Consider the following 23,222-nt stretch of genomic DNA (forward strand, 5'->3'; position numbering starts at 1 on the left):
TCCCTGCGAAAACTGAAGGAGCGCGCCATGACGACGGCTGCCGAGATCAAACATCTCCAAGAACACGGTCTGTATTCCGGTGCCGACGAGCACGATGCCTGCGGCGTCGGCTTCGTGGCCCATATCAAGGGCGAGAAGAGCCACGCCATCGTGCTGCAGGGCCTCAAGATTCTCGAGAACCTCGACCATCGCGGCGCAGTGGGCGCTGACAAGCTGATGGGCGACGGTGCCGGCATCCTGATTCAGCTGCCCGACCATCTTTACCGCGAAGAAATGGCGAAGCAGGGCGTCACGCTGCCCCCGCCGGGCGAATACGGCGTCGGCATGATCTTCCTGCCGAAGGAGCACGCCTCGCGCGAAGCCTGCGAGCAGGAAATGGAACGCGCCATCAAGGCCGAAGGCCAGGTGCTGCTCGGCTGGCGCGACGTGCCGGTCAACCGCGACATGCCCATGTCGCCCACCGTGCGCGAAAAGGAACCGCTGCTGCGCCAGGTCTTCATCGGCCGCGGCAACGACGTGATCGTGCAGGACGCGCTGGAACGCAAGCTCTACGTGATCCGCAAGACCGCCAGCGCCAACATCCAGCGCCTGAAGCTCAAGCACAGCAAGGAATACTACGTTCCCAGCATGTCGAGCCGCACCGTGGTCTACAAGGGCCTGCTGCTGGCCGACCAGGTGGGCACCTACTACCTCGACCTGCAGGACAAGCGCTGCATCTCGGCCCTGGGCCTCGTGCACCAGCGCTTCTCCACCAACACCTTCCCCGAGTGGCCGCTGGCCCATCCGTACCGCTACGTCGCCCACAACGGCGAAATCAACACGGTCAAGGGCAACTACAACTGGATGAAGGCGCGCGAAGGCGTGATGTCGTCGCCCGTGCTGGGCGCCGACCTGCAGAAGCTTTACCCGATCAGCTTCGCGAACCAGTCCGACACCGCCACCTTCGACAACTGCCTCGAGCTGCTGACGATGGCAGGCTACCCCATCAGCCAGGCCGTGATGATGATGATCCCGGAGCCCTGGGAGCAGCACGCCACCATGGACCCGCGCCGCCGCGCGTTCTATGAATACCACGCCGCCATGCTCGAGCCGTGGGACGGCCCGGCCTCCATCGTGTTCACCGACGGCCGCCAGATCGGCGCCACGCTCGACCGCAACGGCCTGCGCCCCTCGCGCTACTGCGTCACCGACGACGACCTCGTCATCATGGCTTCCGAATCCGGCGTGCTGCCCGTGCCCGAGCAGAAGATCGTGCGCAAGTGGCGCCTGCAGCCCGGCAAGATGTTCCTGATCGACCTGGAGCAGGGCCGCATGATCGACGACGAGGAGGTCAAGGCCACCCTCGCCAACAGCAAGCCCTACAAGCAGTGGATCGAGAACCTGCGCATCAAGCTCGACAGCGTCAAGGCCGAGCCGGTCTCGGCGCCGCTGAGCCAAGTTGCATTGCTCGACCGCCAGCAGGCCTTCGGCTACACCCAGGAAGACATCAAGTTCCTGATGAGCCCGATGGCGCAGGCCGGCGAAGAAGGCATCGGCTCCATGGGCAACGACAGCCCGCTGGCCGTGCTCTCCAGCAAGAACAAGCCGCTGTACAACTACTTCAAGCAGCTGTTCGCGCAGGTGACCAACCCGCCGATCGACCCGATCCGCGAAGCGATCGTGATGTCGCTGGTGTCCTTCATCGGCCCCAAGCCCAACCTGCTGGACATCAACCAGGTCAACCCGCCGATGCGGCTCGAAGTGAGCCAGCCGATCCTCGACTTCGCCGACATGGCGAAGCTGCGCGACATCGGCAAGTACACGCAGGGCAAGTTCAAGAGCTACGCGCTCGACATCACCTACCCGCTCGCATGGGGCGACGAAGGCGTCGAAGCCAAGCTGGCCTCGCTGTGTGCCGAAGCGGTGGATGCCATCAAGGGCGGCCACAACATCCTGATCATCAGCGACCGTGGCGTGAGCCCGACGCAGGTGGCCATCCCTGCCGTGCTGGCCCTCTCGGCCGTGCACCAGTACCTGGTTCGCGAAGGCCTGCGCACCACCGCCGGCCTCGTGGTCGAGACCGGTTCGGCGCGCGAAGTGCATCACTTCGGCGTGCTCGCGGGCTACGGCGCTGAAGCCGTGCACCCGTACCTCGCGATGGAAACCCTGGCGGCCATGCACGCCGACATGCCGGGCGAGCTGAGCGCCGACAAGGCGGTCTACAACTACGTCAAGGCCATCGGCAAGGGCCTGTCGAAGATCATGTCGAAGATGGGTGTCAGCACCTACATGAGCTACTGCGGCGCGCAGCTGTTCGAAGCCATCGGCCTGAACAGCGAGACGGTGAACAAGTACTTCACCGGCACCGCCAGCCGCGTGGAAGGCATCGGCGTCTTCGAGATCGCCGAGGAAGCCATCCGCATGCACAAGGCCGCCTTCGGCGACGACCCGGTGCTGGCCCACATGCTCGACGCCGGCGGCGAATACGCCTGGCGTACGCGCGGCGAGGAGCACATGTGGACGCCCGACGCCATCGCCAAGCTGCAGCACAGCACGCGCGCCAACAACTGGAACACGTACAAGGAATACGCGCAGCTCATCAACGACCAGAACCGCCGCCACCTCACGCTGCGCGGCCTGTTCGAGTTCAAGATCGATCCGGCCAAGGCGATTCCGGTGGACGAGGTCGAATCGGCTGCGGAGATCGTCAAGCGTTTCGCCACCGGCGCGATGTCGCTCGGCTCGATCAGCACCGAGGCGCACGCCACGCTCGCGATTGCCATGAACCGCATCGGCGGCAAGAGCAACACGGGCGAGGGCGGTGAAGACCCGGCGCGCTACCGCAACGAACTCAAGGGCATCCCGATCAAGCAGGGCGACACGCTCAAGAGCGTGATCGGCGCGGCCAACGTCGAGGTCGACCTGCCGCTCGCGGACGGCGACTCGCTGCGTTCGCGCATCAAGCAGGTCGCGTCGGGCCGCTTCGGCGTCACCGCCGAGTACCTGCACTCGGCCGACCAGATCCAGATCAAGATGGCCCAGGGCGCCAAGCCGGGCGAGGGCGGCCAGCTGCCGGGCGGCAAGGTCACCGAATACATCGGCAAGCAGCGCTATGCCGTGCCGGGCGTGGGCCTCATCAGCCCGCCGCCGCACCACGACATCTACTCGATCGAAGACCTGGCCCAGCTCATCCACGACCTGAAGAACACCGCGCCGCATGCGAGCATCAGCGTGAAGCTGGTGAGCGAAATCGGCGTCGGCACCATCGCGGCCGGTGTGGCCAAGTGCAAGAGCGACCACGTCGTGATCGCCGGCCATGACGGCGGCACGGGCGCATCGCCCTGGTCGTCGATCAAGCACGCGGGCAGCCCGTGGGAAATCGGCCTGGCCGAAACGCAGCAGACGCTGGTGCTCAACCGCCTGCGCAGCCGCATCCGCGTGCAGGCCGACGGCCAGATGAAGACCGGCCGCGACGTCGCCATCGGCGCGCTGCTGGGCGCCGACGAGTTCGGCTTCGCCACCGCACCGCTGGTGGTCGAGGGCTGCATCATGATGCGCAAGTGCCACCTGAACACCTGCCCGGTGGGCGTGGCCACGCAAGACCCGATCCTGCGCAAGAAGTTCTCGGGCAAGCCCGAGCACGTCGTCAACTACTTCTTCTTCGTTGCGGAAGAAGTGCGCCAGATCATGGCCCAGCTCGGCATCCGCAAGTTCGACGACCTGATCGGCCGCGCCGACCTGCTCGACATGCGCAAGGGCATCGAACACTGGAAGGCCTCGGGCCTCGACTTCAGCCGCCTGTTCGCGCTGCCGAATGTGCCGGCCGAGGTGCCGCGCTTCCATGTGGAGAACCAGGACCATGGTCTCGAACGCGCGCTCGACGTGAAGCTCATCGAGAAGTCGCGTCCCGCCATCGAGAAGGGCGAGAAGGTGCAGTTCATCGAGGTGGCGCGCAACGTCAACCGCTCGGTGGGCGCCATGCTCTCGGGCGCGCTGACCAAGGTGCATCCGCAGGGCCTGCCCGACGACTCGATCCGCATCCAGCTTGAAGGCACGGGCGGCCAGTCGTTCGGCGCCTTCCTGGCGCGAGGCATCACGCTGTACCTCATCGGCGACGCCAACGACTACACGGGCAAGGGCCTCTCCGGCGGCCGTGTGGTGGTGCGCCCCAGCCTCGAGTTCCGCGGTGAAGCGGCGCGCAACACCATCGTCGGCAACACCGCGCTGTACGGCGCGACCACCGGCGAGGCCTACCTGTGCGGCGTGGCCGGCGAACGCTTCGCCGTGCGCCTGTCGGGCGCCACGGCAGTCATCGAAGGCACCGGCGACCACGGCTGCGAGTACATGACCGGCGGCACGGTGGCAGTGCTTGGCAAGACGGGCCGCAACTTCGCGGCCGGCATGAGCGGCGGCGTGGCCTTCGTCTACGACGAGGACGGCCAGTTCGCCACGCGCTGCAACCTCTCGATGGTCTCGCTCGACAAGGTGCTGACCTCCGCCGAGCAGACCGCCAGCGTGCATCGCAAGATCTGGCACGGCGGCGTGACCGACGAAGCGCAGCTGAAGAAGCTGCTCGAAGAGCACCACCGCTGGACCGGCAGCAAGCGCGCGCGCGAACTGCTCGACAACTGGTCGGTGTCGCGCACGAAGTTCGTGAAGGTGTTCCCGAACGAATACAAGCGCGCGCTGGCCGAACTGCACGACCGCAAGGTCGAGCTCACGAGCAGCGGCAACAACGCGCACATCGGCCTCGAGCCGCATGCGCTGGCCCCCGCACCGCAAACGGCCCCGGCCGCAGCTTGAAGATCAACCAAAACAGAATGAATCCCTGTACGGCGTGCAGCGCGTGAAACAGTCACAGCCCCTTCGGGGAACACCGCGGAACCGGCTTTGCCGGGCCGCTGGTGTTGCCCCCTTGAGGGGGGAGGCGGCTACACGCAGTGAGCAAGCAACGGGGGTGTAAAGGAATCACGATGGGAAAGATCACCGGCTTCATGGAGCATGAGCGCGTCGAGGAGGGCTACAAGCCCGTCGACGAGCGCGTCAAGCATTACAAGGAATTCGTCGTCGGCCTGAACACCGAACAGGCCAAGGTGCAGGGCGCGCGCTGCATGGACTGCGGCACGCCGTTCTGCAACAGCGGCTGCCCGGTCAACAACATCATTCCGGACTTCAACGACCTCGTGTACCGCAACGACTGGCAAAACGCCTTCGCGGTGCTCGACTCGACCAACAACTTCCCCGAGTTCACCGGCCGCATCTGCCCCGCGCCCTGCGAGGCGGCCTGCGTGCTCAACGTGAACGACGACCCGGTCGGCATCAAGTCGCTGGAGCACGCGATCATCGACCGCGCCTGGGACGAAGGCTGGGTGGCGCCACGCGCCGCCAAGCACAAGACCGGCAAGAAGGTGGCGGTGGTGGGTTCGGGCCCGGCCGGCATGGCGGCCGCCCAGCAACTGGCGCGCGTCGGCCACGACGTGACGTTGTTCGAGAAGAACGACCGCATCGGCGGCCTGCTGCGCTACGGCATCCCCGACTTCAAGATGGAGAAGTCGCACATCGACCGGCGCGTCGAGCAGATGAAGGCCGAAGGCGTGACCTTCCGCACCGGCGTGATGGTCGGCGCCGCGAAGGATCCGCTGGGCAAGGGCTCCAAGGTCACGAACCTCGCCAAGGAAACCGTCACGCCCGAGCAGCTGCAGAAAGAGTTCGACGCCGTGGTGCTCACCGGCGGCGCCGAGCAATCGCGCGACCTGCCGGTGCCCGGTCGCGACCTCGACGGCATCCATTTCGCGATGGAGTTCCTGCCGCAGCAAAACCGCGTCAACGCGGGCGACAAGGTCAAGGGCCAGCTGCGCGCCGACGGCAAGCACGTGATCGTCATCGGCGGCGGCGACACCGGCTCCGATTGTGTGGGCACCAGCAACCGCCATGGCGCCGCGAGCGTCACGCAGTTCGAACTGATGCCGCAGCCGCCCGAGGAAGAAAACCGCCCGCTGACCTGGCCGTACTGGCCGATCAAGCTGCGCACCAGCTCCAGCCATGAAGAGGGCTGCGAGCGCGAGTTCGCGATCTCCACCAAGGAGTTCATCGGCGAGAAGGGCAAGGTCACCGGCCTGAAGACCGTTCGCGTCGAATGGAAGGACGGCAAGATGCAGGAAGTGGCCGGCAGCGAGCAGGTGCTCAAGGCCGACCTCGTGCTGCTCGCCATGGGCTTCATCAGCCCCGTGGCCACCGTGCTCGATGCCTTCGGTGTCGAGAAGGATGCACGCGGCAATGCCAAGGCGACGGTCGACTTCATCGGGGGCTATGCCACCAACGTGCCGAAGGTGTTCGCCGCCGGCGACATCCGCCGCGGACAGTCGCTGGTGGTCTGGGCGATCCGCGAGGGCCGTCAAGCTGCCCGCGCGGTCGATGAATTTTTGATGGGATTCAGCGACTTGCCTCGCTGATTTTTGTTTCAGTTTCGCGGGCCCGGGTTTGTCCCCGGTATCATCCGCCGGAAACCGCATGCCGGGATGCTTGAAAGGGCGCCCGGCTTTTTTATTGAGATGGACCCAGCCGCACCACTGCCACATCCCTTTGTAGAGTTCCGCGACGTTACGTTCGGCTACGGCGCGCGCGCCATTCTCGACGGCGTGTCCTTCACCGTGCCGCGCGGCAAGGTGACGGCCCTGATGGGCGCATCGGGCGGCGGCAAGACCACTGTGCTGCGCCTGATCGGCGGACAGCAGAAGGCGCAGCGCGGCGAGGTGCTCTTCGATGGTCAGGACGTCGTCAGGTTCGACGCAACGGCGCTTTACGCGGCGCGGCGCCGAATGGGCATGCTGTTCCAGTTCGGCGCGTTGTTCACCGACATGAGCGTGTTCGACAACGTGGCCTTCCCGCTGCGCGAGCACACCCAGTTGTCCGAAGCGCTGGTGCGCGACATCGTGCTCATGAAGCTCGATGCCGTCGGCCTGCGCGGCGCGCGCGACCTGATGCCCAGCGAGGTGTCGGGCGGCATGGCGCGGCGCGTGGCGCTGGCGCGCGCGATCGCGCTCGACCCCGATCTCGTCATGTACGACGAGCCCTTCGCCGGCCTCGACCCGATCTCGCTCGGCACGGCGGCGCGGCTGATCCGACAGCTCAACGACACGCTCGGACTCACCAGCATCATCGTGTCGCACGACCTCGAGGAAACCTTCCGCATCGCCGACCACGTGATCATCCTGGCCAACGGCGGCATTGCCGCGCAGGGCACGCCCGACGAAGTGCGCGAGAGCGACGATCCGCTGGTCCATCAGTTCGTCAATGCGCTGCCCGACGGGCCGGTGCATTTCCACTACCCCGGCGTCAGCATCGAAGACGACTTCGGCAATGTGGAAGGAGGGCGCTCATGACCTGGTGGAAACCAGCCGACCTCGGCTTCGCGGTGCGCCGCCATCTGGCCAACCTGGGCTATGGCGCGAAGCTTTTCACGCGCCTGATCGGACCGGGCGCGCAGATCATGCGCCGGTTCGGGCTGGTGCGCGACCAGATCCATTTCCTGGGCAACTACTCGCTCGCGATCATCGGCGTGTCGGGGCTGTTCGTCGGCTTCGTGCTGGGGCTGCAGATGTACTACGCGCTGCAGCGCTACGGCTCGTCCGAAGCGCTCGGCCTCCTGGTCACGCTGAGTCTCGTGCGCGAGCTCGGGCCCGTGGTGGCGGCCTTGCTCTTCACCGGACGCGCCGGTACGTCGCTTACCGCGGAGATCGGCCTCATGAAGGCCGACGAGCAATTGAGCGCCATGGAGATGATGGCGGTCGATCCGGTGCAGCGCATTCTCGCGCCGCGCTTCTGGGCCGGCGTGATCACCATGCCGCTGCTGGCGGCTGTGTTCAGCGCGGTGGGCATCATGGGCGGCTACGTGGTGGGCGTGCTGATGCTGGGCGTGGACCCGGGCGCGTTCTGGGGCCAGATGCAGGGCGGCGTCGACGTATGGCGCGACGTCGGCAATGGCGTCATCAAGAGCATCGTCTTCGGCTTCACCGTGACCTTCATCGCACTGCTGCAGGGCTACGAGGCCCAGCCCACGCCCGAAGGCGTGTCGCGCGCGACCACGAAGACCGTGGTCACGGCATCGCTGGCGGTACTGGGGCTCGACTTCCTGCTCACCGCGATGATGTTCAGCATATGAACGAGTACACCCCCAGGCTTGCCCACTTCGTGTGGCCTCCTTCCCCCTTGCAGGGGGCAACACCTGCAGCCCGGCAAAGCCGGTTCTGCGGTGATTCTCGAATGAGTCAATCCGTAGGCATTTAGGAAGAGTCGATATGCAACGTTCCAACAACGACATCTGGGTGGGCCTGTTCGTGCTGATCGGCGCGGCGGCGCTGCTGTTTCTCGCGCTGCAGTCGGCCAACCTGCTGAGCCTGAATTTCCAGAAGACCTATGCGGTCACCGCGCGCTTCGACAACATCGGCGGGCTCAAGCCCCAAACCGCGGTCAAGAGCGCGGGGGTCGTGGTCGGCCGCGTGGAATCCATCGCCTTCAACGACAAGTCCTTTCAGGCCGACGTGACGCTGGCTTTGCAAAACCGTTACAGTTTTCCCAAGGACAGCTCGCTCAAGATCCTGACCAGTGGCCTGCTCGGCGAGCAGTACATCGGAATCGAGGCGGGCGCCGAGGAGAAGGCACTGCAGGCCGGCGACACCATCACTTCGACCCAATCGGCCGTGGTGCTGGAGAACCTGATCAGCCAGTTCCTGTACAGCAAGGCGGCCGAAGGCAATTCTTCGACGCCTGGAACAGCGAATAAGAAATGAAAACACGAGCCCCTCTTTCTGCTGCTATGAATAACGTAGCGAGCCATGCGCGCTGGATGAGCGCAGCAGCCGTCTTCGCGCTGGTGGCCGGTTGCGCCACCGGCCCCAACGCCAATCCGGCCGACCCGTTCGAGCCATTCAACCGCGGTGTTTCTCGCTTCAACGACACCGTCGACGATGCGGTGCTCGTCCCCGTGGCCACGGCCTACCAGAAGGCGCTGCCCTCGATGGTGCGCACCGGCGTGAACAACTTCTTCTCCAACATCGGCGATGTCTGGAGCCTGGCCAACAACGTGGCCCAGTTGAAGCTGCAGAACAGCGCCGAGACCTTCATGCGGCTGAACGTCAACACCTTCTTCGGCCTCGGCGGCCTGCTGGACGTTGCGACCGAAGCGGGCATTCCCCGCCACGAGGAAGACTTTGGCCAGACGCTGGGCTACTGGGGTGTCGGCGCCGGCCCATATGTCGTGCTGCCGCTGCTGGGCCCCTCGACGGTGCGCGACACTGCGGCCAAGCCGCTCGACATGTACGGCGATCCGCTGGGCCATGTGAGCGACATCCCCTGGCGCAATTCGCTGACGGTGCTGCGTGTCGTCGACACGCGTTCGCAGTACCTGCGCGCCGGCCGCCTGCTCGGCGACGCGGCGCTCGACAAGTATTCGTTCACGCGCGATGCGTTCCTGCAGCACCGCCGCAGCCAGGTCTACGACGGCAATCCGCCCAACGACGGCAGCGACGGCAGCGACGGCAGCGACGGCGGCGACAAGTAAGCCGAGGAGCAGCATGGAGGGAAGGCTGCTTGCATCCGGTTGCAAGGCTTCACCTCCCGGACAGGAACCCGGTCGGCCCCATGCGCCTCGAATCCGTTCCTGTTTCAGCATCCGGCTTTTCCGGATGCCTGTGGATTTTCAAATTTGAATAAGGGACCCTCCATGAACGACAAGACCTTGCAACGTCGCGATCTCGGCCGCCTGGTGCTGGCCGGTGCCCTGCTGTTCGGTGCGGCTTTCGCATTCGTCCAGCCCGCCCGTGCCGCCGACGAAGCGCCCGATGCGCTCGTCAAGCGCCTCTCGACCGACGTGCTCGAGACGATCAAGGCCGACTCGTCCATCAAGTCGGGCGACGTCAACAAGATCATGCTGCTGGTCGACAGCAAGATCATGCCCAACGTCAACTTCCAGCGCATGACGGCCTCGGCCGTCGGCCCGGCCTGGCGCACGGCCACGCCAGAGCAGCAGAAGCGCCTGCAGGAAGAATTCAAGACCCTGCTGGTGCGCACCTATGCCGGCGCGCTCGACCAGGTGACCGACCAGACCGTCACCATCCGTCCGTTCCGCGGCTCGCCCGACGACAAGGACGTGCTGGTGCGCACCGAGGTCAAGGGCCGCGGCGATCCGGTCCAGCTCGACTACCGCCTCGAGAAGACCCCCGGCCAGGGCGCCGGCTGGAAGGTCTACAACCTGAATGTGCTGGGCGTCTGGCTGGTCGACACCTACCGCACCCAGTTCGCGCAGGAAATCAACAAGAGCGGTGTCGACGGCCTGATCGCCGCACTGGTCGCGCGCAACAAGGGCAACGGCAAGAGCTGACCGGAGCGCACGATGCTGGTCCTGCCGACCCGACTCACCCACGACGAGGCCCCCGCCTGCATGCGCATGCTGCAGCAGGGGCTGAAGGGCCAGGTCGACTCGTCGTCCACCGTGGTCGACGCGACCGCGCTGGCCCAGTTCGATTCGTCGGCGCTGGCCGTGCTGCTCGAATGCCGGCGCGAATCCAGCGCCCTGGGACGCGGCTTTTCCGTCAAGGGCCTCTCGCCCCGGCTGCGCGAGCTGGCCGCGCTGTACGGCATTGCGGGCCTTTTGCCCGCGGCGCCCTGACATTGTTGGCCCCCCGGCTTTTCACTCCGCTTTGCTGCGTGTAATTCGCCACCCCCCGAGGGGGAGGCGCGGCCCGCCTTGGGGCGGCCCGGCGGCGGCCGCATGAGGGTATCGGGCCGCTGCGCGGCAGCTTGTAAAGCGGCCCCTTAAAATCGCGGGCTCCCATGCCCGCGATCTCATTCCAATCGGTCTCCAAGACCTATCCCCCCTCCAGACAGCAGAAAGCCCAAGGCAAGCAAGGGCTGAAGGCGGTCGACGAGGTCAGCTTCCAGATCGAGCCGGGCGAGTTCTTCGGCCTGCTCGGCCCGAACGGCGCGGGCAAGACCACCCTCATCAGCATGCTCGCGGGGCTTTCGCGCCCCACGGCCGGCGCCATCAGCGTCCACGGCTTCGACGTGCAGCGCGATTACGCCGAGGCGCGCCGCCAGCTCGGCATCGTGCCGCAGGAGCTGGTGTTCGACCCCTTCTTCAACGTGCGCGAATCGCTGCGCATCCAGTCGGGCTACTTCGGCATCAAGAACAACGACGACTGGATCGACGAGCTGCTGCACAGCCTGGGCCTCGCCGACAAGGCCGGCGCCAACATGCGCCAGCTTTCGGGTGGCATGAAGCGCCGCGTGCTTGTGGCGCAGGCGCTGGTGCACAAGCCGCCGGTGATCGTGCTCGACGAGCCCACGGCCGGCGTCGACGTCGAATTGCGCCAGACGCTCTGGCAGTTCGTCGCCCGGCTCAACAAGCAGGGCAGCACCGTGCTGCTGACCACCCACTACCTCGAAGAAGCCGAGGCGCTGTGCAGCCGCATCGCGATGCTCAAGCTCGGCAAGGTGATCGCGCTCGACCGCACCAGCGAACTGTTGAAGTCGGCCGCGAGCAACGTACTGCGCTTCAAGACCGACGCCATGCTGCCCTGGGCCATCGCCCAGCATGCGCGCATCACCGGGCGCATCGTGCAGCTGCCGGCGCAGAACGCCCATGAAGTCGAACAACTGCTGGCCGCGATCCGCGAAGCCGGCGTCGCGGTGGAAGACGTGGAAATGCGCAAGGCCGATCTCGAAGACGTGTTCATCGACCTGATGGCCGGCGAGCAGACCCCGCTGGAGGTGGCGCGATGAGCGCCGCGCCGGGCCGCCCCAAGCAAGCGAAGCTCCCCCTCGGGGGGAAGCGAGGACACGCAGTGCCGAGCAAGGGGGCTCCATGATGGCCGTGACCGGTTGGCGCGCGCTGCTCTACAAGGAGACGCTGCGCTTCTGGAAGGTCGGGTTCCAGACGGTCGGTGCGCCGGTGCTTACCGCGCTGCTGTACCTCATGGTGTTCGGCCATGTGCTCGAGGGCCGCGTGACGGTCTACGGCACCGTCGGCTACACGGCCTTCCTCGTGCCGGGCCTCGTGATGATGAGCGTGCTGCAGAACGCGTTCGCCAACAGCTCGTCCTCGATCATCCAGAGCAAGATCATGGGCAACCTGGTGTTCGTGCTGCTCACGCCGCTGTCGCACTGGGGCTGGTTCTTCGCCTACGTGGGCTCATCGGTCATCCGCGGGCTGGCCGTGGGGCTGGGCGTGTTCGCGGTCACGGTCTTCTTCGCGATGCCGAACTTCGTGGCGCCGGTCTGGATCGTCGTTTTCGCGCTGCTGGGGGCCGCGATGCTCGGCACGCTCGGGTTGATCGCCGGCCTCTGGGCCGAGAAGTTCGACCAGATGGCGGTGTTCCAGAACTTCCTGATCATGCCCATGACCTTCCTGTCGGGCGTGTTCTATTCGATCGGCTCGCTGCCGCCGTTCTGGCAGAGCGTGAGCCACCTGAACCCGTTCTTCTACATGATCGACGGCTTCCGCTACGGCTTCTTCGGCGTGAGCGATGCATCGCCCTGGCTCAGCCTGGGCATCGTCGGCACCGCGTGGCTGGCGGTGAGCGCCATCGCTGTCCATCTCCTGCGCATCGGCTACAAAATCCGAGGCTGAACGCTTCTTCTCCAGACCCCATGACCGCCGAACAACTCCAGGCCCTGATCCAGTCCCACCTCCCGTGCGAGCACATCACGCTCGAGGGCGATGGCCGGCATTGGTATGCCACCATCGTCTCGGCCGAATTCGAGGGCAAGCGCGCGATCCAGCGCCATCAGCGGGTCTACGCCACCCTCGGTGCGAAAATGCACACCGACGAGGTGCATGCGCTTTCGATGAAGACCTACACGCCGGCCGAATGGGCGGCGGTGGAAAAATAACTCCCCGGCCCTCGCAGGCCCCTGATTTCGCTGGAATTTCGATGGACAAACTTCTGATTCGCGGCGGGCGAGAGCTCCGCGGCGAAGTACTCATTTCCGGCGCCAAGAACGCCGCGCTGCCCGAACTGTGCGCGGCGCTGCTGACCGACCAGCCCGTGACGCTGCACAACGTGCCGCGCCTGCAGGACGTGTCGACCATGCTCAAGCTGGTGCGCAACATGGGCGTCGTGGCCGAGCGCGGCCAGGATGGGAAGGACGGCGGCACGGTGCGCCTGAATGCCGGCGACCTGAACAACCCGGAAGCGCCTTATGAGCTGGTGAAGACCATGCGCGCCTCCGTGCTGGCCCTGGGCCCGCTGCTGGCGCGCTTCGGCCATGCCAAGGTGTCGCTGCCCGGCGGCTGCGCCATCGGCTCGCGGCCGGTCGACCAGCACATCAAGGGCCTGCAGGCCATGGGCGCCGAGATCGTGGTCGACCACGGCTACATGGTCGCGCGCCTGCCCGAAGGCCGCACCCGCCTGAAGGGCGCGCGCATCCTGACCGACATGGTTACCGTCACCGGCACCGAGAACTTTCTGATGGCCGCCGCACTGGCCGAGGGCGAGACGCTGCTCGAGAACGCCGCACAGGAGCCCGAGATCGTCGACCTGGCCGAAATGCTGATCCGCATGGGCGCCAAGATCGAAGGCCACGGCACCAGCCACATCCGCATCCAGGGCGTCGAGAAGCTGCACGGCTGCGAACACGCGGTGGTGGCCGACCGCATCGAGGCCGGCACCTTCCTCTGCGCCGTCGCGGCCACGGGCGGCGAGGCCTTCCTGCGCCACGCGCGCGGCGACCACATGGACGCCGTGATCGACAAGCTGCGCGACGCGGGCTGCACCGTCGCCTGCGAGAAGGACGGCGTGCGCGTCAGCTCCAAGGGCCCGGCCTGCGAACACCTGAAGGCACAGAGCTTCAGCACCACCGAATACCCCGGCTTCCCGACCGACATGCAGGCCCAGTTCATGGCCCTGAACGTGATCGCGCGCGGCGCCTCGATGGTCACCGAAACCATCTTCGAGAACCGCTTCATGCACGTGAACGAGATGGTTCGCCTGGGCGCCAACATCCACGTCGAGGGCAAGGTCGCGATGGTCGAGGGCGTGCAGCAGCTCTCGGGCGCGACCGTGATGGCCACCGACCTGCGCGCTTCGGCCAGCCTGGTCATCGCCGGCCTCGTGGCCGAGGGCGAAACCCTGATCGACCGCATCTACCACCTCGACCGGGGCTACGACCGCATGGAAGCCAAGCTGCGCGGCCTGGGCGCCGACATCGAACGACTGACCGGAGCCGCCGCATGATCACCCTGGCGCTTTCCAAGGGCCGCATCTTCGAAGAAACGATGCCCCTGCTGGCGGCCGCCGGCATCGAGGTCACCGAAGACCCCGAGAAGTCGCGCAAGCTCATTCTTGGCACCACCCGCCCCGACGTTCGCGTGGTGCTGGTGCGCGCCTCCGACGTGCCCACCTACGTGCAGTACGGCGGCGCCGACCTCGGCGTGACCGGGCTCGACGTGCTGCTCGAACACGGCAACCAGGGCCTGTACCAGCCGCTCGATCTGCGCATCGCGGCCTGCCGCCTCAGCGTGGCCGTGCGCGCCGACTACGACTACGCCTCGGCCGTGAAGCAGGGCTCGCGCCTGCGTGTGGCGACCAAGTACGTGGGCCTGTCGCGCGACTTCTTCGCCAGCAAGGGCGTGCACGTCGACCTGATCAAGCTCTACGGCAGCATGGAGCTGGCGCCGCTCACGGGCCTGGCCGACGCCATCGTCGACCTGGTCTCGACCGGCAACACGCTCAAGGCCAACCACCTCGTCGAGGTGGAACGCATCATGGACATCAGCGCCCGGCTGGTGGTCAACCAGGCGGCGCTCAAGCTCAATCGCGAGCCCATCCGCCGCATCATCGACGCGTTCGCGTCGGCCATTCCTTCCGCCTGAACATCACGCACATGACTCTGAAAGCAGCCCCCGCCCGACTGTCCACGACTTCAGCCAGCTTCGACGCTGAATTCAAGGCGCGGCTGCATTGGTCCGCGGACGCGGATGCGGCCATCGAGAAGGTGGTGGCGGACATCCTCGCCGACGTTCAAACGCGTGGCGACGTTGCGGTGCTGGAGTACACGAATCGCTTCGACAAGCTCGACGCGAAGACGCTGCCCGAGCTGGAGCTGACCCAGGCCGAACTGAAGGCCGCCTTCGAGTCGCTGCCCGCAGCGCAGCGCGGCGCGCTCGAAGCCGCCGCACGCCGCGTGCGCAGCTACCACGAGGCCCAGAAGAAGGCCTCGGGCGAGAGCTGGAGCTACCGCGACGCCGACGGCACGCTGCTCGGCCAGAAGGTCACGCCGCTCGACCGTGTCGGCATCTACGTGCCGGGCGGCAAGGCCGCCTATCCGTCGAGCGTGCTGATGAACGCCATTCCTGCGCACGTCGCGGGCGTCGCCGAAATCATCATGGTCGTGCCGACGCCGAAGGGCGAGAAGAACCAGCTCGTGCTGGCCGCCGCCTACGCGGCCGGCGTGACGCGCGCCTTCACCATCGGCGGCGCGCAAGCCGTGGCCGCGCTGGCCTACGGCACCGCGACCGTCCCCGCCGTCGACAAGATCACCGGCCCCGGCAACGCCTACGTGGCCGCAGCCAAGCGCCGCGTGTTCGGCACCGTGGGCATCGACATGATCGCGGGCCCGAGCGAAATCCTCGTGTTGGCCGACGGCACCACGCCGCCCGAGTGGGTGGCGATGGACCTGTTCAGCCAGGCCGAGCACGACGAGCTGGCGCAGAGCATCCTGCTGTGCCCCGACGCCGCCTACATCGACCGCGTGCAGGCCGAGATCGATCGCCTGCTGCCCACCATGCCGCGCGCCGAAATCATCGCCGCCTCGCTCAACGGCCGCGGCGCGCTGATCCACACGAAGAGCATGGAAGAGGCCTGCGAGATCAGCAACCGCATCGCGCCGGAGCACCTGGAAGTCAGCAGCAGCGAACCGAATCGCTGGGAGCCGCTGCTGCGCCACGCCGGCGCGATCTTCCTGGGCGCCTTCACCAGCGAGAGCCTGGGCGACTACTGCGCCGGGCCGAACCACGTGCTGCCGACCAGCGGCACGGCGCGCTTCTCGAGCCCGCTGGGCGTCTACGACTTCCAGAAGCGCTCCAGCCTGATCGAGGTCAGCGAGGCCGGCGCCCAGGCGCTCGGCCCGGTCGCCGTCACGCTGGCCGAGGGCGAGGGCCTGCAGGCGCACGCCGAGGCCGCCCGCATGCGGCTGCGTAAGATCTGAACTCCAACAACAACCCGTCCTCGGGAGGAGCAAGCAAGATGATCGGTCGTCTCTTCGGTTCGCGCCTGTTCAGGTTCGCCGCGACTGCCATTGCGGGGGCCGCGCTGTTGGCCGCCTGCAGCCAGATGCCGCAGGCTCCGCGCGAATCGGCCGCCGCCAGCGCCACGTCCAGCGCCGCCGCGCCGGCCGCACCCGCGCCGCAGCTTGGCACGCAATGGGGCGAGGGCATCGAATCGAAGACCCGCACCGTCGTCGCCAAGCGCCTGTCCGACCGGCCGGACGACGTGGCCTCGGTGGGCTACAACGAGGCCTCCGCCGTGCGCCGCGCGGTGGGCAGCAATCCCGAGCGGCGGCTCAACCTGCTGCTGGCCGATGGCGATGTCGAATGGTCCGTGCTCGACGAGGACGGCCGTCCGCTGCCCCTGCAGCGCACCCGCCGGGGCAGCGGCGGGGAGGACATGTTCCGTCTCGCCGGTGTCGAAGGCGCGCGCTACACACTGCGCTTTCGCAACCTGAGCGAGCGCAGCTACGAAGTGATCGCCACCGTCGACGGCCTCGACGTGCTCAACGGCAAGCCCGGCAGCATGCGCAACGGCGGCTACGTGCTGCGGCCGCTGCAGTCGCTGACCATCGAGGGCTTTCGCAAGAGCCAGAACGAGGTGGCCGCCTTCCGTTTTTCAGCGCCCGGCCGCGCCTACGCTGCGAACACCGAAGCCGGCGACGTGCGCAACGTCGGCGTGATCGGTGCCGCGCTGTTCGAGCTCGAAGAGCGCGACACCCCGCGCCGCCAGCGCCGCGGCGCCGACCCGTCGCAGCCCAGCGCCTTCCCGGCCGACGGCGCCTACGCGCCGCCGCCGCGCTACCGCAGGTGATGCCGATGAAGCGTGCCGCGTTCCTGCTGCTCGCACTCGCCGTCGCCTCCGGCGCGCAGGCCATGAGCATCCGCGAGCTGCGCACGCTCGAGGCCAACGAGAAGGAGGGCAAGGCCTACGCCAGCTACTACCTGGTCGGCGTGCTCGAAGGCCTGCGCGAAGGCGTCGAATCTTCGCAGCGCAACGGCCAGAAGCCGCTGTTCTGCGTCGAGGGCCGCCGCCTCGAACCCTCCATGGCCCGTTCGCTCTACCAGACCGAGCTGACCCGCAACGCCGACAGTTACGAAGCCGACATGCCCGTGCAACTGGTCATGTCCGGCGCCCTCAAGAACAGCTATCACTGCACCCGATGACCGCTCCTGAATCCGCTCGCCCGCCGTTCGACCGCATCCGCCACGACGTGCGGGCCATGCATGGCTATGCGGTGCAGGACGCGCGCGGCTTCATCAAGCTCGACGCCATGGAAAACCCCTTCGGCCTGCCGCCCGCGCTGCAGGCCGAACTCGGCACGCGGCTCGGCACGCTGGCGCTCAACCGCTACCCCGGCGACCGTGGCGCCGATCTGCGCAGCGCGCTGGCGGCACATGCGCAAATGCCTGAAGGCTTCGCGCTGATGCTGGGCAACGGGTCGGACGAACTGATCTCGCTGCTGGCCATCGCCTGCGACCTGCCGGGTGCGGCCGTGCTGGCACCCGTGCCCGGCTTCGTGATGTACGCCATGAGCGCGAAGCTCCAGGGCCTGAAGTTCGTTGGCGTGCCGCTCACGGCCGACTTCGAGCTCGACGAGGCCGCCATGCTGGCCGCCATCCAGCGCGAGAAGCCCGCCATCGTCTATCTCGCGTACCCCAACAACCCGACCGCCAACCTCTGGGACGACGCCGTCCTCGAGAAGATCGTCGAAGCCCAGGGCGCGCAGGGCGGCCTGGTGGTGATCGACGAGGCCTACCAGCCCTTTGCTGCCCGCAGCTACATCGACCGGCTGGCGAAGCACGGCCACGTGCTGCTGATGCGCACGCTCAGCAAGTTCGGGCTGGCCGGCATCCGCCTGGGCTACATGATGGGTCCGGCCGCGCTGGTCGCCGAGATCGACAAAGTGCGCCCGCCCTACAACATCAGCGTGCTCAACTGCGAGGCTGCGCTGTTCGCGCTGGAGCATGCCGACGTGTTCGAGGCCCAGGCCCGGCAGATCCGCGAGGAGCGCGAGCGCCTGATGACGGGGCTCGGCCGCCTGCCCGGCGTGAAGACCTGGCCCAGCGACGCCAACATGATCCTCCTGCGCGTGCCCGATGCCGCCAGGACTTTCGAGGGTATGAAGGCTCGCGGCGTTCTGGTGAAGAACGTTTCTAAAATGCATGAACTGCTCGCGAACTGCCTGCGTCTCACCGTCGGAACGGCCGACGAGAATGCGCGGATGCTCGCGGCACTCGAAGCCTCACTATGACCACCCCCCAGATTGCCGATCGCACAGCGACGGTCACCCGCAACACCGCCGAGACGAAGATCACCGTCAGCGTGAACCTCGACGGCACCGGCCGCGCCAAGCTTTCCACCGGCATCGGCTTCTTCGACCACATGCTCGACCAGATCGCCCGCCACGGGCTGATCGACCTCGACATCGACTGCCAGGGCGACCTGCACATCGACGGGCACCACACGGTGGAAGACGTGGGCATCACGCTGGGCCAGGCCGTGGCCAAGGCCGTCGGCGACAAGAAAGGCATCCGCCGCTACGGCCATGCCTATGTGCCGCTCGACGAGGCGCTGAGCCGTGTCGTCATCGACTTCTCGGGCCGTCCGGGCCTCGTGATGCACGTGCCTTTCACCAGCGGGATGATCGGCACCTTCGACAGCCAGCTCACCTACGAGTTCTTCCAGGGTTTCGTGAACCACGCCTTCGTCTCGCTGCACATCGACAACCTCAAGGGCGTCAATGCGCATCACCAGTGCGAGACGGTGTTCAAGGCTTTTGCGCGCGCCATGCGCGGCGCGCTCGAAATCGATCCCCGCTCCGTCGGGGTCATTCCATCGACCAAGGGTTCGCTCTGAAGCCCGCCAGCGAACAGCTATGAAATCTGTAGCAGCAAATACCGTCGCGGTCGTCGACTACGGCATGGGCAACCTGCACTCGGTGTCGCAGGCCGTTCGCCATGCGGCCGACCAGGTGGGCGTGGAGGTGTTCGTCACCTCCGACCCCGACGTGGTCCGCAAGGCGACCCGTGTGGTGCTGCCGGGGCAGGGCGCCATGCCCGACTGCATGCGCGAGCTGCGCGACTCCGGCCTTCAGGAATCGGTGCTCGAGGCGGCCGCCAGCAAGCCGCTGTTCGGCGTGTGCGTGGGCATGCAGATGATGCTGTCGCGTAGCGACGAAGGCCCGACCGACGGCTTGGGCCTCATTCCAGGTGAAGTCGTCAAATTCGACCTGGCCGGGCGCCTGCAGGCCGACGGCAGCCGCTTCAAGGTGCCGCAGATGGGCTGGAACCAGGTGCGCCAGGCCCAGCCGCATCCGGTGTGGGCGGGCGTGCCCGACCTGAGCTATTTTTACTTCGTGCACAGCTTCTATGCCCGTCCGGCGGACCCCAAACACAGCGTGGGCGAGGCGGAATACGGCGCGAGCTTTACCGCGGCCATCGCACGCGATAACATTTTTGCCACCCAGTTCCACCCGGAGAAGAGTGCGGACCACGGGTTGCAGCTCTATCGCAATTTCCTCCACTGGAAACCCTGAACCTATTTTTCCGACCGGGCCGACACTCCCACAGCCCGGATCCCGCACACTCGCGTCACTTCCATGCTCCTCATTCCCGCCATTGATCTCAAAGACGGCCACTGCGTTCGCCTCAAACAGGGCGACATGGACCAGTCCACCATCTTCAGCGAAGACCCTGCCGCCATGGCCCGCAAGTGGGTCGAGGCCGGCGCGCGCCGGCTGCACCTGGTCGACCTGAATGGCGCCTTCGCCGGCAAGCCGCAGAACCATGCGGCGATCAAGGCGATCCTGAAAGAGGTGGGCGACGACATCCCGGTGCAACTCGGCGGCGGCATCCGCGACCTCGACACCATCGAGCGCTACATCGATGACGGCCTGCGCTACGTGATCATCGGCACCGCCGCGGTCAAGAACCCCGGCTTCCTGAAGGACGCCTGCAGCGCCTTCGGCGGCCACATCATCGTGGGCCTGGATGCCAAGGACGGCAAGGTCGCCACCGACGGCTGGAGCAAGCTCACGGGCCACGAGGTGGCCGACCTGGGCAAGAAGTTCGAGGACTACGGCGTCGAATCGATCATCTACACCGACATCGGCCGCGACGGCATGCTCTCGGGCATCAACATCGAGGCCACCGTCAAGCTCGCGCAGGCGCTGACCATCCCCGTGATCGCCTCGGGCGGCCTGTCGAACATGGCCGACATCGACAAGCTCTGCGAAGTCGAGTCCGACGGCGTGGAAGGTGTGATCTGCGGCCGCGCGATCTACTCGGGCGACCTCGACTTCGCCGCCGCGCAGGCCCGCGCGGACGAACTGGCGGCCTGACGCATTGCTGGCGCCGCCCTGGGCGGGCGTGCCGGTTCCTGTTCAGGCTCGGCTTCATCGAGGTCTTGATCGCCTGCCAGCAGGCTCAGCATGACCCCGGCCAGGACGATGGCCAGTCCGAGTACCGCCACTGCTTCCAGAAAGAATTTCATGGCGCCATGCCGTTGAGATGCCCCAGGGTTCCTCAGGCAATTGGATGAAATCCTCCTGACCGTTCGCTGAGTAAGAAAACGTCAGGCCGCGCCCTGAAAAGAAGCTATTCGGACTTCACCGACATCGTCTGGATGATCGTTTCCAGCTGCTCGCTCATCGGCAGATTGATGCTCTCCCCCGAAGGCAGCTTGCGCAGGAACCAGCGCTTGTACTGCCGATGGATCTCGCCGTCTTCCGCCAGCACCTGGAAGGTGTCGATGACCAGCTTGTTCAGCTGCGGATCGTCCTTGCGGTACATGATCCCGTAGGGGTCGTAGGAGAGGAAATCGCCTACCACCTCATAGTTGGCCTTGGCGGCGTCCTGCGCGATCAGGCCGTAGAGCAGCACGTCGTCGGTCGCGAAGGCGTCGGCCTGGCCGCTCTTCACCAGCGCGAACGACTCCGCGTGGTCGCGCGCCACCCGCAGGTCGATGTTCAGCTTGAACTTTTCCGACAGGTCGCGCAGCGTCTTCTCGTTCGTGGTGCCGGCCGTCACCGCCACCTTCTTGCCCGCGAGGTCGCGGAACGACTTGATCGGCGAGCCCTTCTTCACCAGCACCTTGGTACCCGAGACGAACATCGTCGGTGAGAAGCTCACGCGCTTCTGGCGCTCGAGGTTGTTGGTGGTCGAGCCGCATTCCAGGTCGACCTTGCCGCTCGCGACCGCGTCGATGCGCGAGTCGGGCGTGACGGGCACCCACTTGATGGTGAGGCTCTTGTTCACCGCGTCCTCGATGGCCGTCACCAGCGCGCGGCAAAGCTCGATCGAATAGCCGATCGGCTCCTTGCGCGCATTGAGGTACGAGAACGGCACCGACGATTCGCGGTAGCCGATGGTGATGGCACCCGTCTCGCGCGCCTTGGCAAGAGTGCCGGTCAGCGCGGTGGGGGCTTGCTCCTGCGCCTGTGCCGGCCTTGCAGGCACGAGCATGGCGGCCGCCAGCAGCAGTACGGCGAGAAAAACCGACGGCGTGGCCTTGGGCTTCATGGCGCGCCTCACGCGTGTGCGGGGTGGGCGAGGGTGGCCGCCGCCTCTTCGTCGATCGCGCGGGCGTTGACCTCGGCATCGCGCTCGGACATCAGTTCGCCCTCCCACTTGGCGACCACCGCGGTGGCAATGGAGTTGCCCACCGCATTGGTGGCCGAGCGGCCCATGTCGAGGAAAGTGTCCACGCCCAAAATCAGCAGCAGGCCGGCTTCGGGAATGTCGAAGTGGTTCAGCGTGGCGGCGATCACCACCAGCGAGGCGCGCGGCACGCCGGCCATGCCCTTGGACGTGAGCATGAGGATCAGCAGCATCGTGATCTGCGTGCTGATCGGCATGTGGATGTTGTAGGCCTGGGCGATGAAGAGCACCGCGAAGGTGCAGTACATCATCGAGCCGTCGAGGTTGAACGAGTAGCCCATCGGCATCACGAAGCTCGAGATCTTGCGCTTCACGCCGAAACGGTCGAGCGCCTGCAGGATCTTCGGGTAGGCCGCTTCGGAGCTCGCGGTGGCGAACGACAGCAGGAAGGCTTCCTTGATGAGTACCAGCAGCTTGAACACGCGCGGGCCGAGGAACAGGAAGCCCGCCAGGATCAGCACGCTCCACAGCACGAACAGGCCCAGGTAGAAGTCGCCCATGAACACCGCGAACTTCAGCAGGATGCTCAGGCCGTTGACAGCCACCGTGGCGGCCATGGCGGCCAGCACCGCCAGGGGGGCGAGCTTCATCACGTAGCCGGTGATCTTGAGCATCGCGTGCGACAGCTCCTCGATGGCCGCCACCAGTGTCTTGGCCTTGTCGCCCAGCGAGGCCAGCGCCACGCCGAAGAACATCGAGAACACCACGATCTGCAGGATCTCGTTGTTCGCCATGGCCTCGACGAACGACTTGGGCACCGTGTGGCTCACGAAGTCCTTCAGCGTGAACTTGGCGGTGGCCAGGTTGGCCGAGGCGCCGATGTCGGGCAGCGGCAGGCCCAGGTTCTCGCCGGGCTTGAGCAGGTTGGCCATGACCAGGCCGATCACCAGCGAGATCAGCGAGGCGGTCAGGAACCAGCCGATGGCCTTGCCGAACACGCGGCCGACCGACTTGGCGTCGCCCATGTGCGCGATGCCCACCACCAGCGTGGAGAACACCAGCGGGCCGATCAGCATCTTGATCAGGCGCAGGAACACGTCCGAGACGATGGAGACGTAATCTGCAATTTCTTTCGCGGCCTTTTTGTCCGGAAAGCTCGAGAAGATCATGTAGCCGACGACGATGCCGAGCACCATCGCGATCAGGATCCATGCGGCCATCGGCAGCTTCTTCATGCGTATCCCCTTTTTGTCTGTCGTGTGAGAGTGATTTTCGAGTGCACGGGGCCGACTTGCATGCTGTCCCCCGATGCAAGCGGCCACAGGGTATCCAAGAAGGCCCCGTGCACGCAATGGGCCCTTGATGCCAATTCCGTGCCACC

At 66.3% G+C, this 23,222-nt stretch carries 22 protein-coding genes; 20 read left to right on the forward strand and 2 right to left on the reverse strand.

The features are described from left to right. Positions 1 to 27: 27 nt before the first annotated feature. From ACEN9N_RS01395 to hisA, 20 genes are all read left to right on the forward strand, one after another. The gene (locus ACEN9N_RS01395; protein WP_007835238.1) at positions 28 to 4,782 is read left to right on the forward strand and encodes a glutamate synthase-related protein; all 4,755 of its coding nucleotides are present in this window, start codon (positions 28 to 30) and stop codon (positions 4,780 to 4,782) included. Positions 4,783 to 4,952: 170 nt separating this feature from the next. Beyond that, positions 4,953 to 6,431, forward strand: coding sequence for a glutamate synthase subunit beta (locus ACEN9N_RS01400; protein WP_413313829.1), 1,479 nt, complete (start codon positions 4,953 to 4,955; stop codon positions 6,429 to 6,431). Positions 6,432 to 6,497: 66 nt separating this feature from the next. Next, the gene (locus ACEN9N_RS01405) at positions 6,498 to 7,361 is read left to right on the forward strand and encodes an ABC transporter ATP-binding protein (protein ID WP_056586014.1); all 864 of its coding nucleotides are present in this window, start codon (positions 6,498 to 6,500) and stop codon (positions 7,359 to 7,361) included. Continuing rightward, positions 7,358 to 8,140: a lipid asymmetry maintenance ABC transporter permease subunit MlaE gene (mlaE, locus tag ACEN9N_RS01410; protein ID WP_007835242.1), complete on the forward strand. Its 783-nt coding sequence runs from the start codon at positions 7,358 to 7,360 to the stop codon at positions 8,138 to 8,140. The genes ACEN9N_RS01405 and mlaE overlap by 4 nt, the downstream gene beginning before the upstream one ends. 136 nt (positions 8,141 to 8,276) lie before the next feature. Continuing rightward, positions 8,277 to 8,768 (forward strand): outer membrane lipid asymmetry maintenance protein MlaD, encoded by a 492-nt coding sequence (mlaD, locus tag ACEN9N_RS01415; protein ID WP_007835243.1) that lies wholly within the window; start codon positions 8,277 to 8,279, stop codon positions 8,766 to 8,768. A 26-nt stretch (positions 8,769 to 8,794) separates the two neighbouring features. Then, on the forward strand, positions 8,795 to 9,538 hold the full coding sequence (locus ACEN9N_RS01420) for an MlaA family lipoprotein (RefSeq protein ID WP_007835244.1): 744 nt from the start codon (positions 8,795 to 8,797) through the stop codon (positions 9,536 to 9,538). A gap of 162 nt (positions 9,539 to 9,700) precedes the next feature. Then, the gene (locus tag ACEN9N_RS01425) at positions 9,701 to 10,357 is read left to right on the forward strand and encodes an MlaC/ttg2D family ABC transporter substrate-binding protein (protein ID WP_007835245.1); all 657 of its coding nucleotides are present in this window, start codon (positions 9,701 to 9,703) and stop codon (positions 10,355 to 10,357) included. Between the two features lie 12 nt (positions 10,358 to 10,369). Further along, positions 10,370 to 10,645 (forward strand): STAS domain-containing protein, encoded by a 276-nt coding sequence (locus ACEN9N_RS01430; protein ID WP_007835246.1) that lies wholly within the window; start codon positions 10,370 to 10,372, stop codon positions 10,643 to 10,645. 164 nt (positions 10,646 to 10,809) lie between these two features. Then, positions 10,810 to 11,757 carry an ABC transporter ATP-binding protein gene (locus ACEN9N_RS01435; protein WP_007835247.1) on the forward strand — a complete coding sequence of 316 codons (948 nt, stop codon included), beginning with the start codon at positions 10,810 to 10,812 and terminating at the stop codon, positions 11,755 to 11,757. Positions 11,758 to 11,848: 91 nt separating this feature from the next. Beyond that, positions 11,849 to 12,604, forward strand: coding sequence for an ABC transporter permease (locus ACEN9N_RS01440; protein WP_042673676.1), 756 nt, complete (start codon positions 11,849 to 11,851; stop codon positions 12,602 to 12,604). A gap of 20 nt (positions 12,605 to 12,624) precedes the next feature. After that, complete coding sequence (locus ACEN9N_RS01445; protein WP_007835251.1) at positions 12,625 to 12,867, forward strand: BolA family protein; 243 nt, start codon at positions 12,625 to 12,627, stop codon at positions 12,865 to 12,867. Positions 12,868 to 12,908: 41 nt separating this feature from the next. Next, the gene (murA, locus tag ACEN9N_RS01450) at positions 12,909 to 14,210 is read left to right on the forward strand and encodes a UDP-N-acetylglucosamine 1-carboxyvinyltransferase (protein ID WP_007835252.1); all 1,302 of its coding nucleotides are present in this window, start codon (positions 12,909 to 12,911) and stop codon (positions 14,208 to 14,210) included. Continuing rightward, the gene (gene hisG / locus ACEN9N_RS01455) at positions 14,207 to 14,848 is read left to right on the forward strand and encodes an ATP phosphoribosyltransferase (RefSeq protein ID WP_478179522.1); all 642 of its coding nucleotides are present in this window, start codon (positions 14,207 to 14,209) and stop codon (positions 14,846 to 14,848) included. Before murA ends, hisG begins: the two co-directional genes overlap by 4 nt. An 11-nt stretch (positions 14,849 to 14,859) precedes the next feature. Further along, positions 14,860 to 16,182, forward strand: coding sequence for a histidinol dehydrogenase (hisD, locus tag ACEN9N_RS01460; protein WP_007835254.1), 1,323 nt, complete (start codon positions 14,860 to 14,862; stop codon positions 16,180 to 16,182). Between the two features lie 38 nt (positions 16,183 to 16,220). After that, complete coding sequence (locus ACEN9N_RS01465) at positions 16,221 to 17,054, forward strand: hypothetical protein (RefSeq protein WP_413332268.1); 834 nt, start codon at positions 16,221 to 16,223, stop codon at positions 17,052 to 17,054. Positions 17,055 to 17,059: 5 nt separating this feature from the next. Beyond that, the gene (locus ACEN9N_RS01470) at positions 17,060 to 17,407 is read left to right on the forward strand and encodes a hypothetical protein (protein ID WP_157632216.1); all 348 of its coding nucleotides are present in this window, start codon (positions 17,060 to 17,062) and stop codon (positions 17,405 to 17,407) included. Next, entirely contained in the window at positions 17,404 to 18,495 is a 1,092-nt protein-coding gene (hisC, locus tag ACEN9N_RS01475) for a histidinol-phosphate transaminase (RefSeq protein WP_007835257.1), read from the forward strand. The genes ACEN9N_RS01470 and hisC overlap by 4 nt, the downstream gene beginning before the upstream one ends. Next, positions 18,492 to 19,100, forward strand: a complete 609-nt coding sequence (gene hisB, locus ACEN9N_RS01480; protein ID WP_007835258.1) for an imidazoleglycerol-phosphate dehydratase HisB — start codon at positions 18,492 to 18,494, stop codon at positions 19,098 to 19,100. Before hisC ends, hisB begins: the two co-directional genes overlap by 4 nt. Positions 19,101 to 19,119: 19 nt before the next feature. Continuing rightward, positions 19,120 to 19,779: an imidazole glycerol phosphate synthase subunit HisH gene (gene hisH, locus ACEN9N_RS01485; RefSeq protein ID WP_478179521.1), complete on the forward strand. Its 660-nt coding sequence runs from the start codon at positions 19,120 to 19,122 to the stop codon at positions 19,777 to 19,779. A 63-nt stretch (positions 19,780 to 19,842) separates the two neighbouring features. Beyond that, positions 19,843 to 20,583: a 1-(5-phosphoribosyl)-5-[(5-phosphoribosylamino)methylideneamino]imidazole-4-carboxamide isomerase gene (gene hisA, locus ACEN9N_RS01490; RefSeq protein ID WP_007835261.1), complete on the forward strand. Its 741-nt coding sequence runs from the start codon at positions 19,843 to 19,845 to the stop codon at positions 20,581 to 20,583. A gap of 256 nt (positions 20,584 to 20,839) precedes the next feature. Here the strand turns inward: hisA and ACEN9N_RS01495 are convergent, their stop codons facing one another. Both ACEN9N_RS01495 and ACEN9N_RS01500 read right to left on the reverse strand, forming a co-directional pair. After that, a complete protein-coding gene (locus ACEN9N_RS01495; RefSeq protein WP_495655215.1) occupies positions 20,840 to 21,763 on the reverse strand; it encodes an amino acid ABC transporter substrate-binding protein in 924 nt (307 codons plus the stop codon). 8 nt (positions 21,764 to 21,771) lie between these two features. Continuing rightward, entirely contained in the window at positions 21,772 to 23,076 is a 1,305-nt protein-coding gene (locus ACEN9N_RS01500; RefSeq protein ID WP_413313819.1) for a dicarboxylate/amino acid:cation symporter, read from the reverse strand. Between the last annotated feature and the right edge of the window lie 146 nt (positions 23,077 to 23,222).

The organism is Variovorax sp. Varisp46 (assembly GCF_059491885.1).

Excerpts from the sequence above, each read along its gene's own strand:
- ACEN9N_RS01420 (WP_007835244.1), top strand. The coding sequence starts at position 8,795 with ATGAATAACGTAGCGAGCCATGCGCGCTGGATGAGCGCAGCAGCCGTC.
- ACEN9N_RS01495 (WP_495655215.1), bottom strand. The coding sequence starts at position 21,763 with ATGAAGCCCAAGGCCACGCCGTCGGTTTTTCTCGCCGTACTGCTGCTG.
- ACEN9N_RS01400 (WP_413313829.1), top strand. The coding sequence starts at position 4,953 with ATGGGAAAGATCACCGGCTTCATGGAGCATGAGCGCGTCGAGGAGGGC.
- ACEN9N_RS01470 (WP_157632216.1), top strand. The coding sequence starts at position 17,060 with ATGAAGCGTGCCGCGTTCCTGCTGCTCGCACTCGCCGTCGCCTCCGGC.
- ACEN9N_RS01445 (WP_007835251.1), top strand. The coding sequence starts at position 12,625 with ATGACCGCCGAACAACTCCAGGCCCTGATCCAGTCCCACCTCCCGTGC.
- hisB (WP_007835258.1), top strand. The coding sequence starts at position 18,492 with ATGACCACCCCCCAGATTGCCGATCGCACAGCGACGGTCACCCGCAAC.
- hisC (WP_007835257.1), top strand. The coding sequence starts at position 17,404 with ATGACCGCTCCTGAATCCGCTCGCCCGCCGTTCGACCGCATCCGCCAC.
- ACEN9N_RS01430 (WP_007835246.1), top strand. The coding sequence starts at position 10,370 with ATGCTGGTCCTGCCGACCCGACTCACCCACGACGAGGCCCCCGCCTGC.
- ACEN9N_RS01425 (WP_007835245.1), top strand. The coding sequence starts at position 9,701 with ATGAACGACAAGACCTTGCAACGTCGCGATCTCGGCCGCCTGGTGCTG.
- ACEN9N_RS01395 (WP_007835238.1), top strand. The coding sequence starts at position 28 with ATGACGACGGCTGCCGAGATCAAACATCTCCAAGAACACGGTCTGTAT.
- ACEN9N_RS01500 (WP_413313819.1), bottom strand. The coding sequence starts at position 23,076 with ATGAAGAAGCTGCCGATGGCCGCATGGATCCTGATCGCGATGGTGCTC.
- hisA (WP_007835261.1), top strand. The coding sequence starts at position 19,843 with ATGCTCCTCATTCCCGCCATTGATCTCAAAGACGGCCACTGCGTTCGC.
- hisH (WP_478179521.1), top strand. The coding sequence starts at position 19,120 with ATGAAATCTGTAGCAGCAAATACCGTCGCGGTCGTCGACTACGGCATG.
- ACEN9N_RS01465 (WP_413332268.1), top strand. The coding sequence starts at position 16,221 with ATGATCGGTCGTCTCTTCGGTTCGCGCCTGTTCAGGTTCGCCGCGACT.
- ACEN9N_RS01435 (WP_007835247.1), top strand. The coding sequence starts at position 10,810 with ATGCCCGCGATCTCATTCCAATCGGTCTCCAAGACCTATCCCCCCTCC.
- hisG (WP_478179522.1), top strand. The coding sequence starts at position 14,207 with ATGATCACCCTGGCGCTTTCCAAGGGCCGCATCTTCGAAGAAACGATG.
- mlaE (WP_007835242.1), top strand. The coding sequence starts at position 7,358 with ATGACCTGGTGGAAACCAGCCGACCTCGGCTTCGCGGTGCGCCGCCAT.
- murA (WP_007835252.1), top strand. The coding sequence starts at position 12,909 with ATGGACAAACTTCTGATTCGCGGCGGGCGAGAGCTCCGCGGCGAAGTA.
- mlaD (WP_007835243.1), top strand. The coding sequence starts at position 8,277 with ATGCAACGTTCCAACAACGACATCTGGGTGGGCCTGTTCGTGCTGATC.
- ACEN9N_RS01405 (WP_056586014.1), top strand. The coding sequence starts at position 6,498 with ATGCTTGAAAGGGCGCCCGGCTTTTTTATTGAGATGGACCCAGCCGCA.
- hisD (WP_007835254.1), top strand. The coding sequence starts at position 14,860 with ATGACTCTGAAAGCAGCCCCCGCCCGACTGTCCACGACTTCAGCCAGC.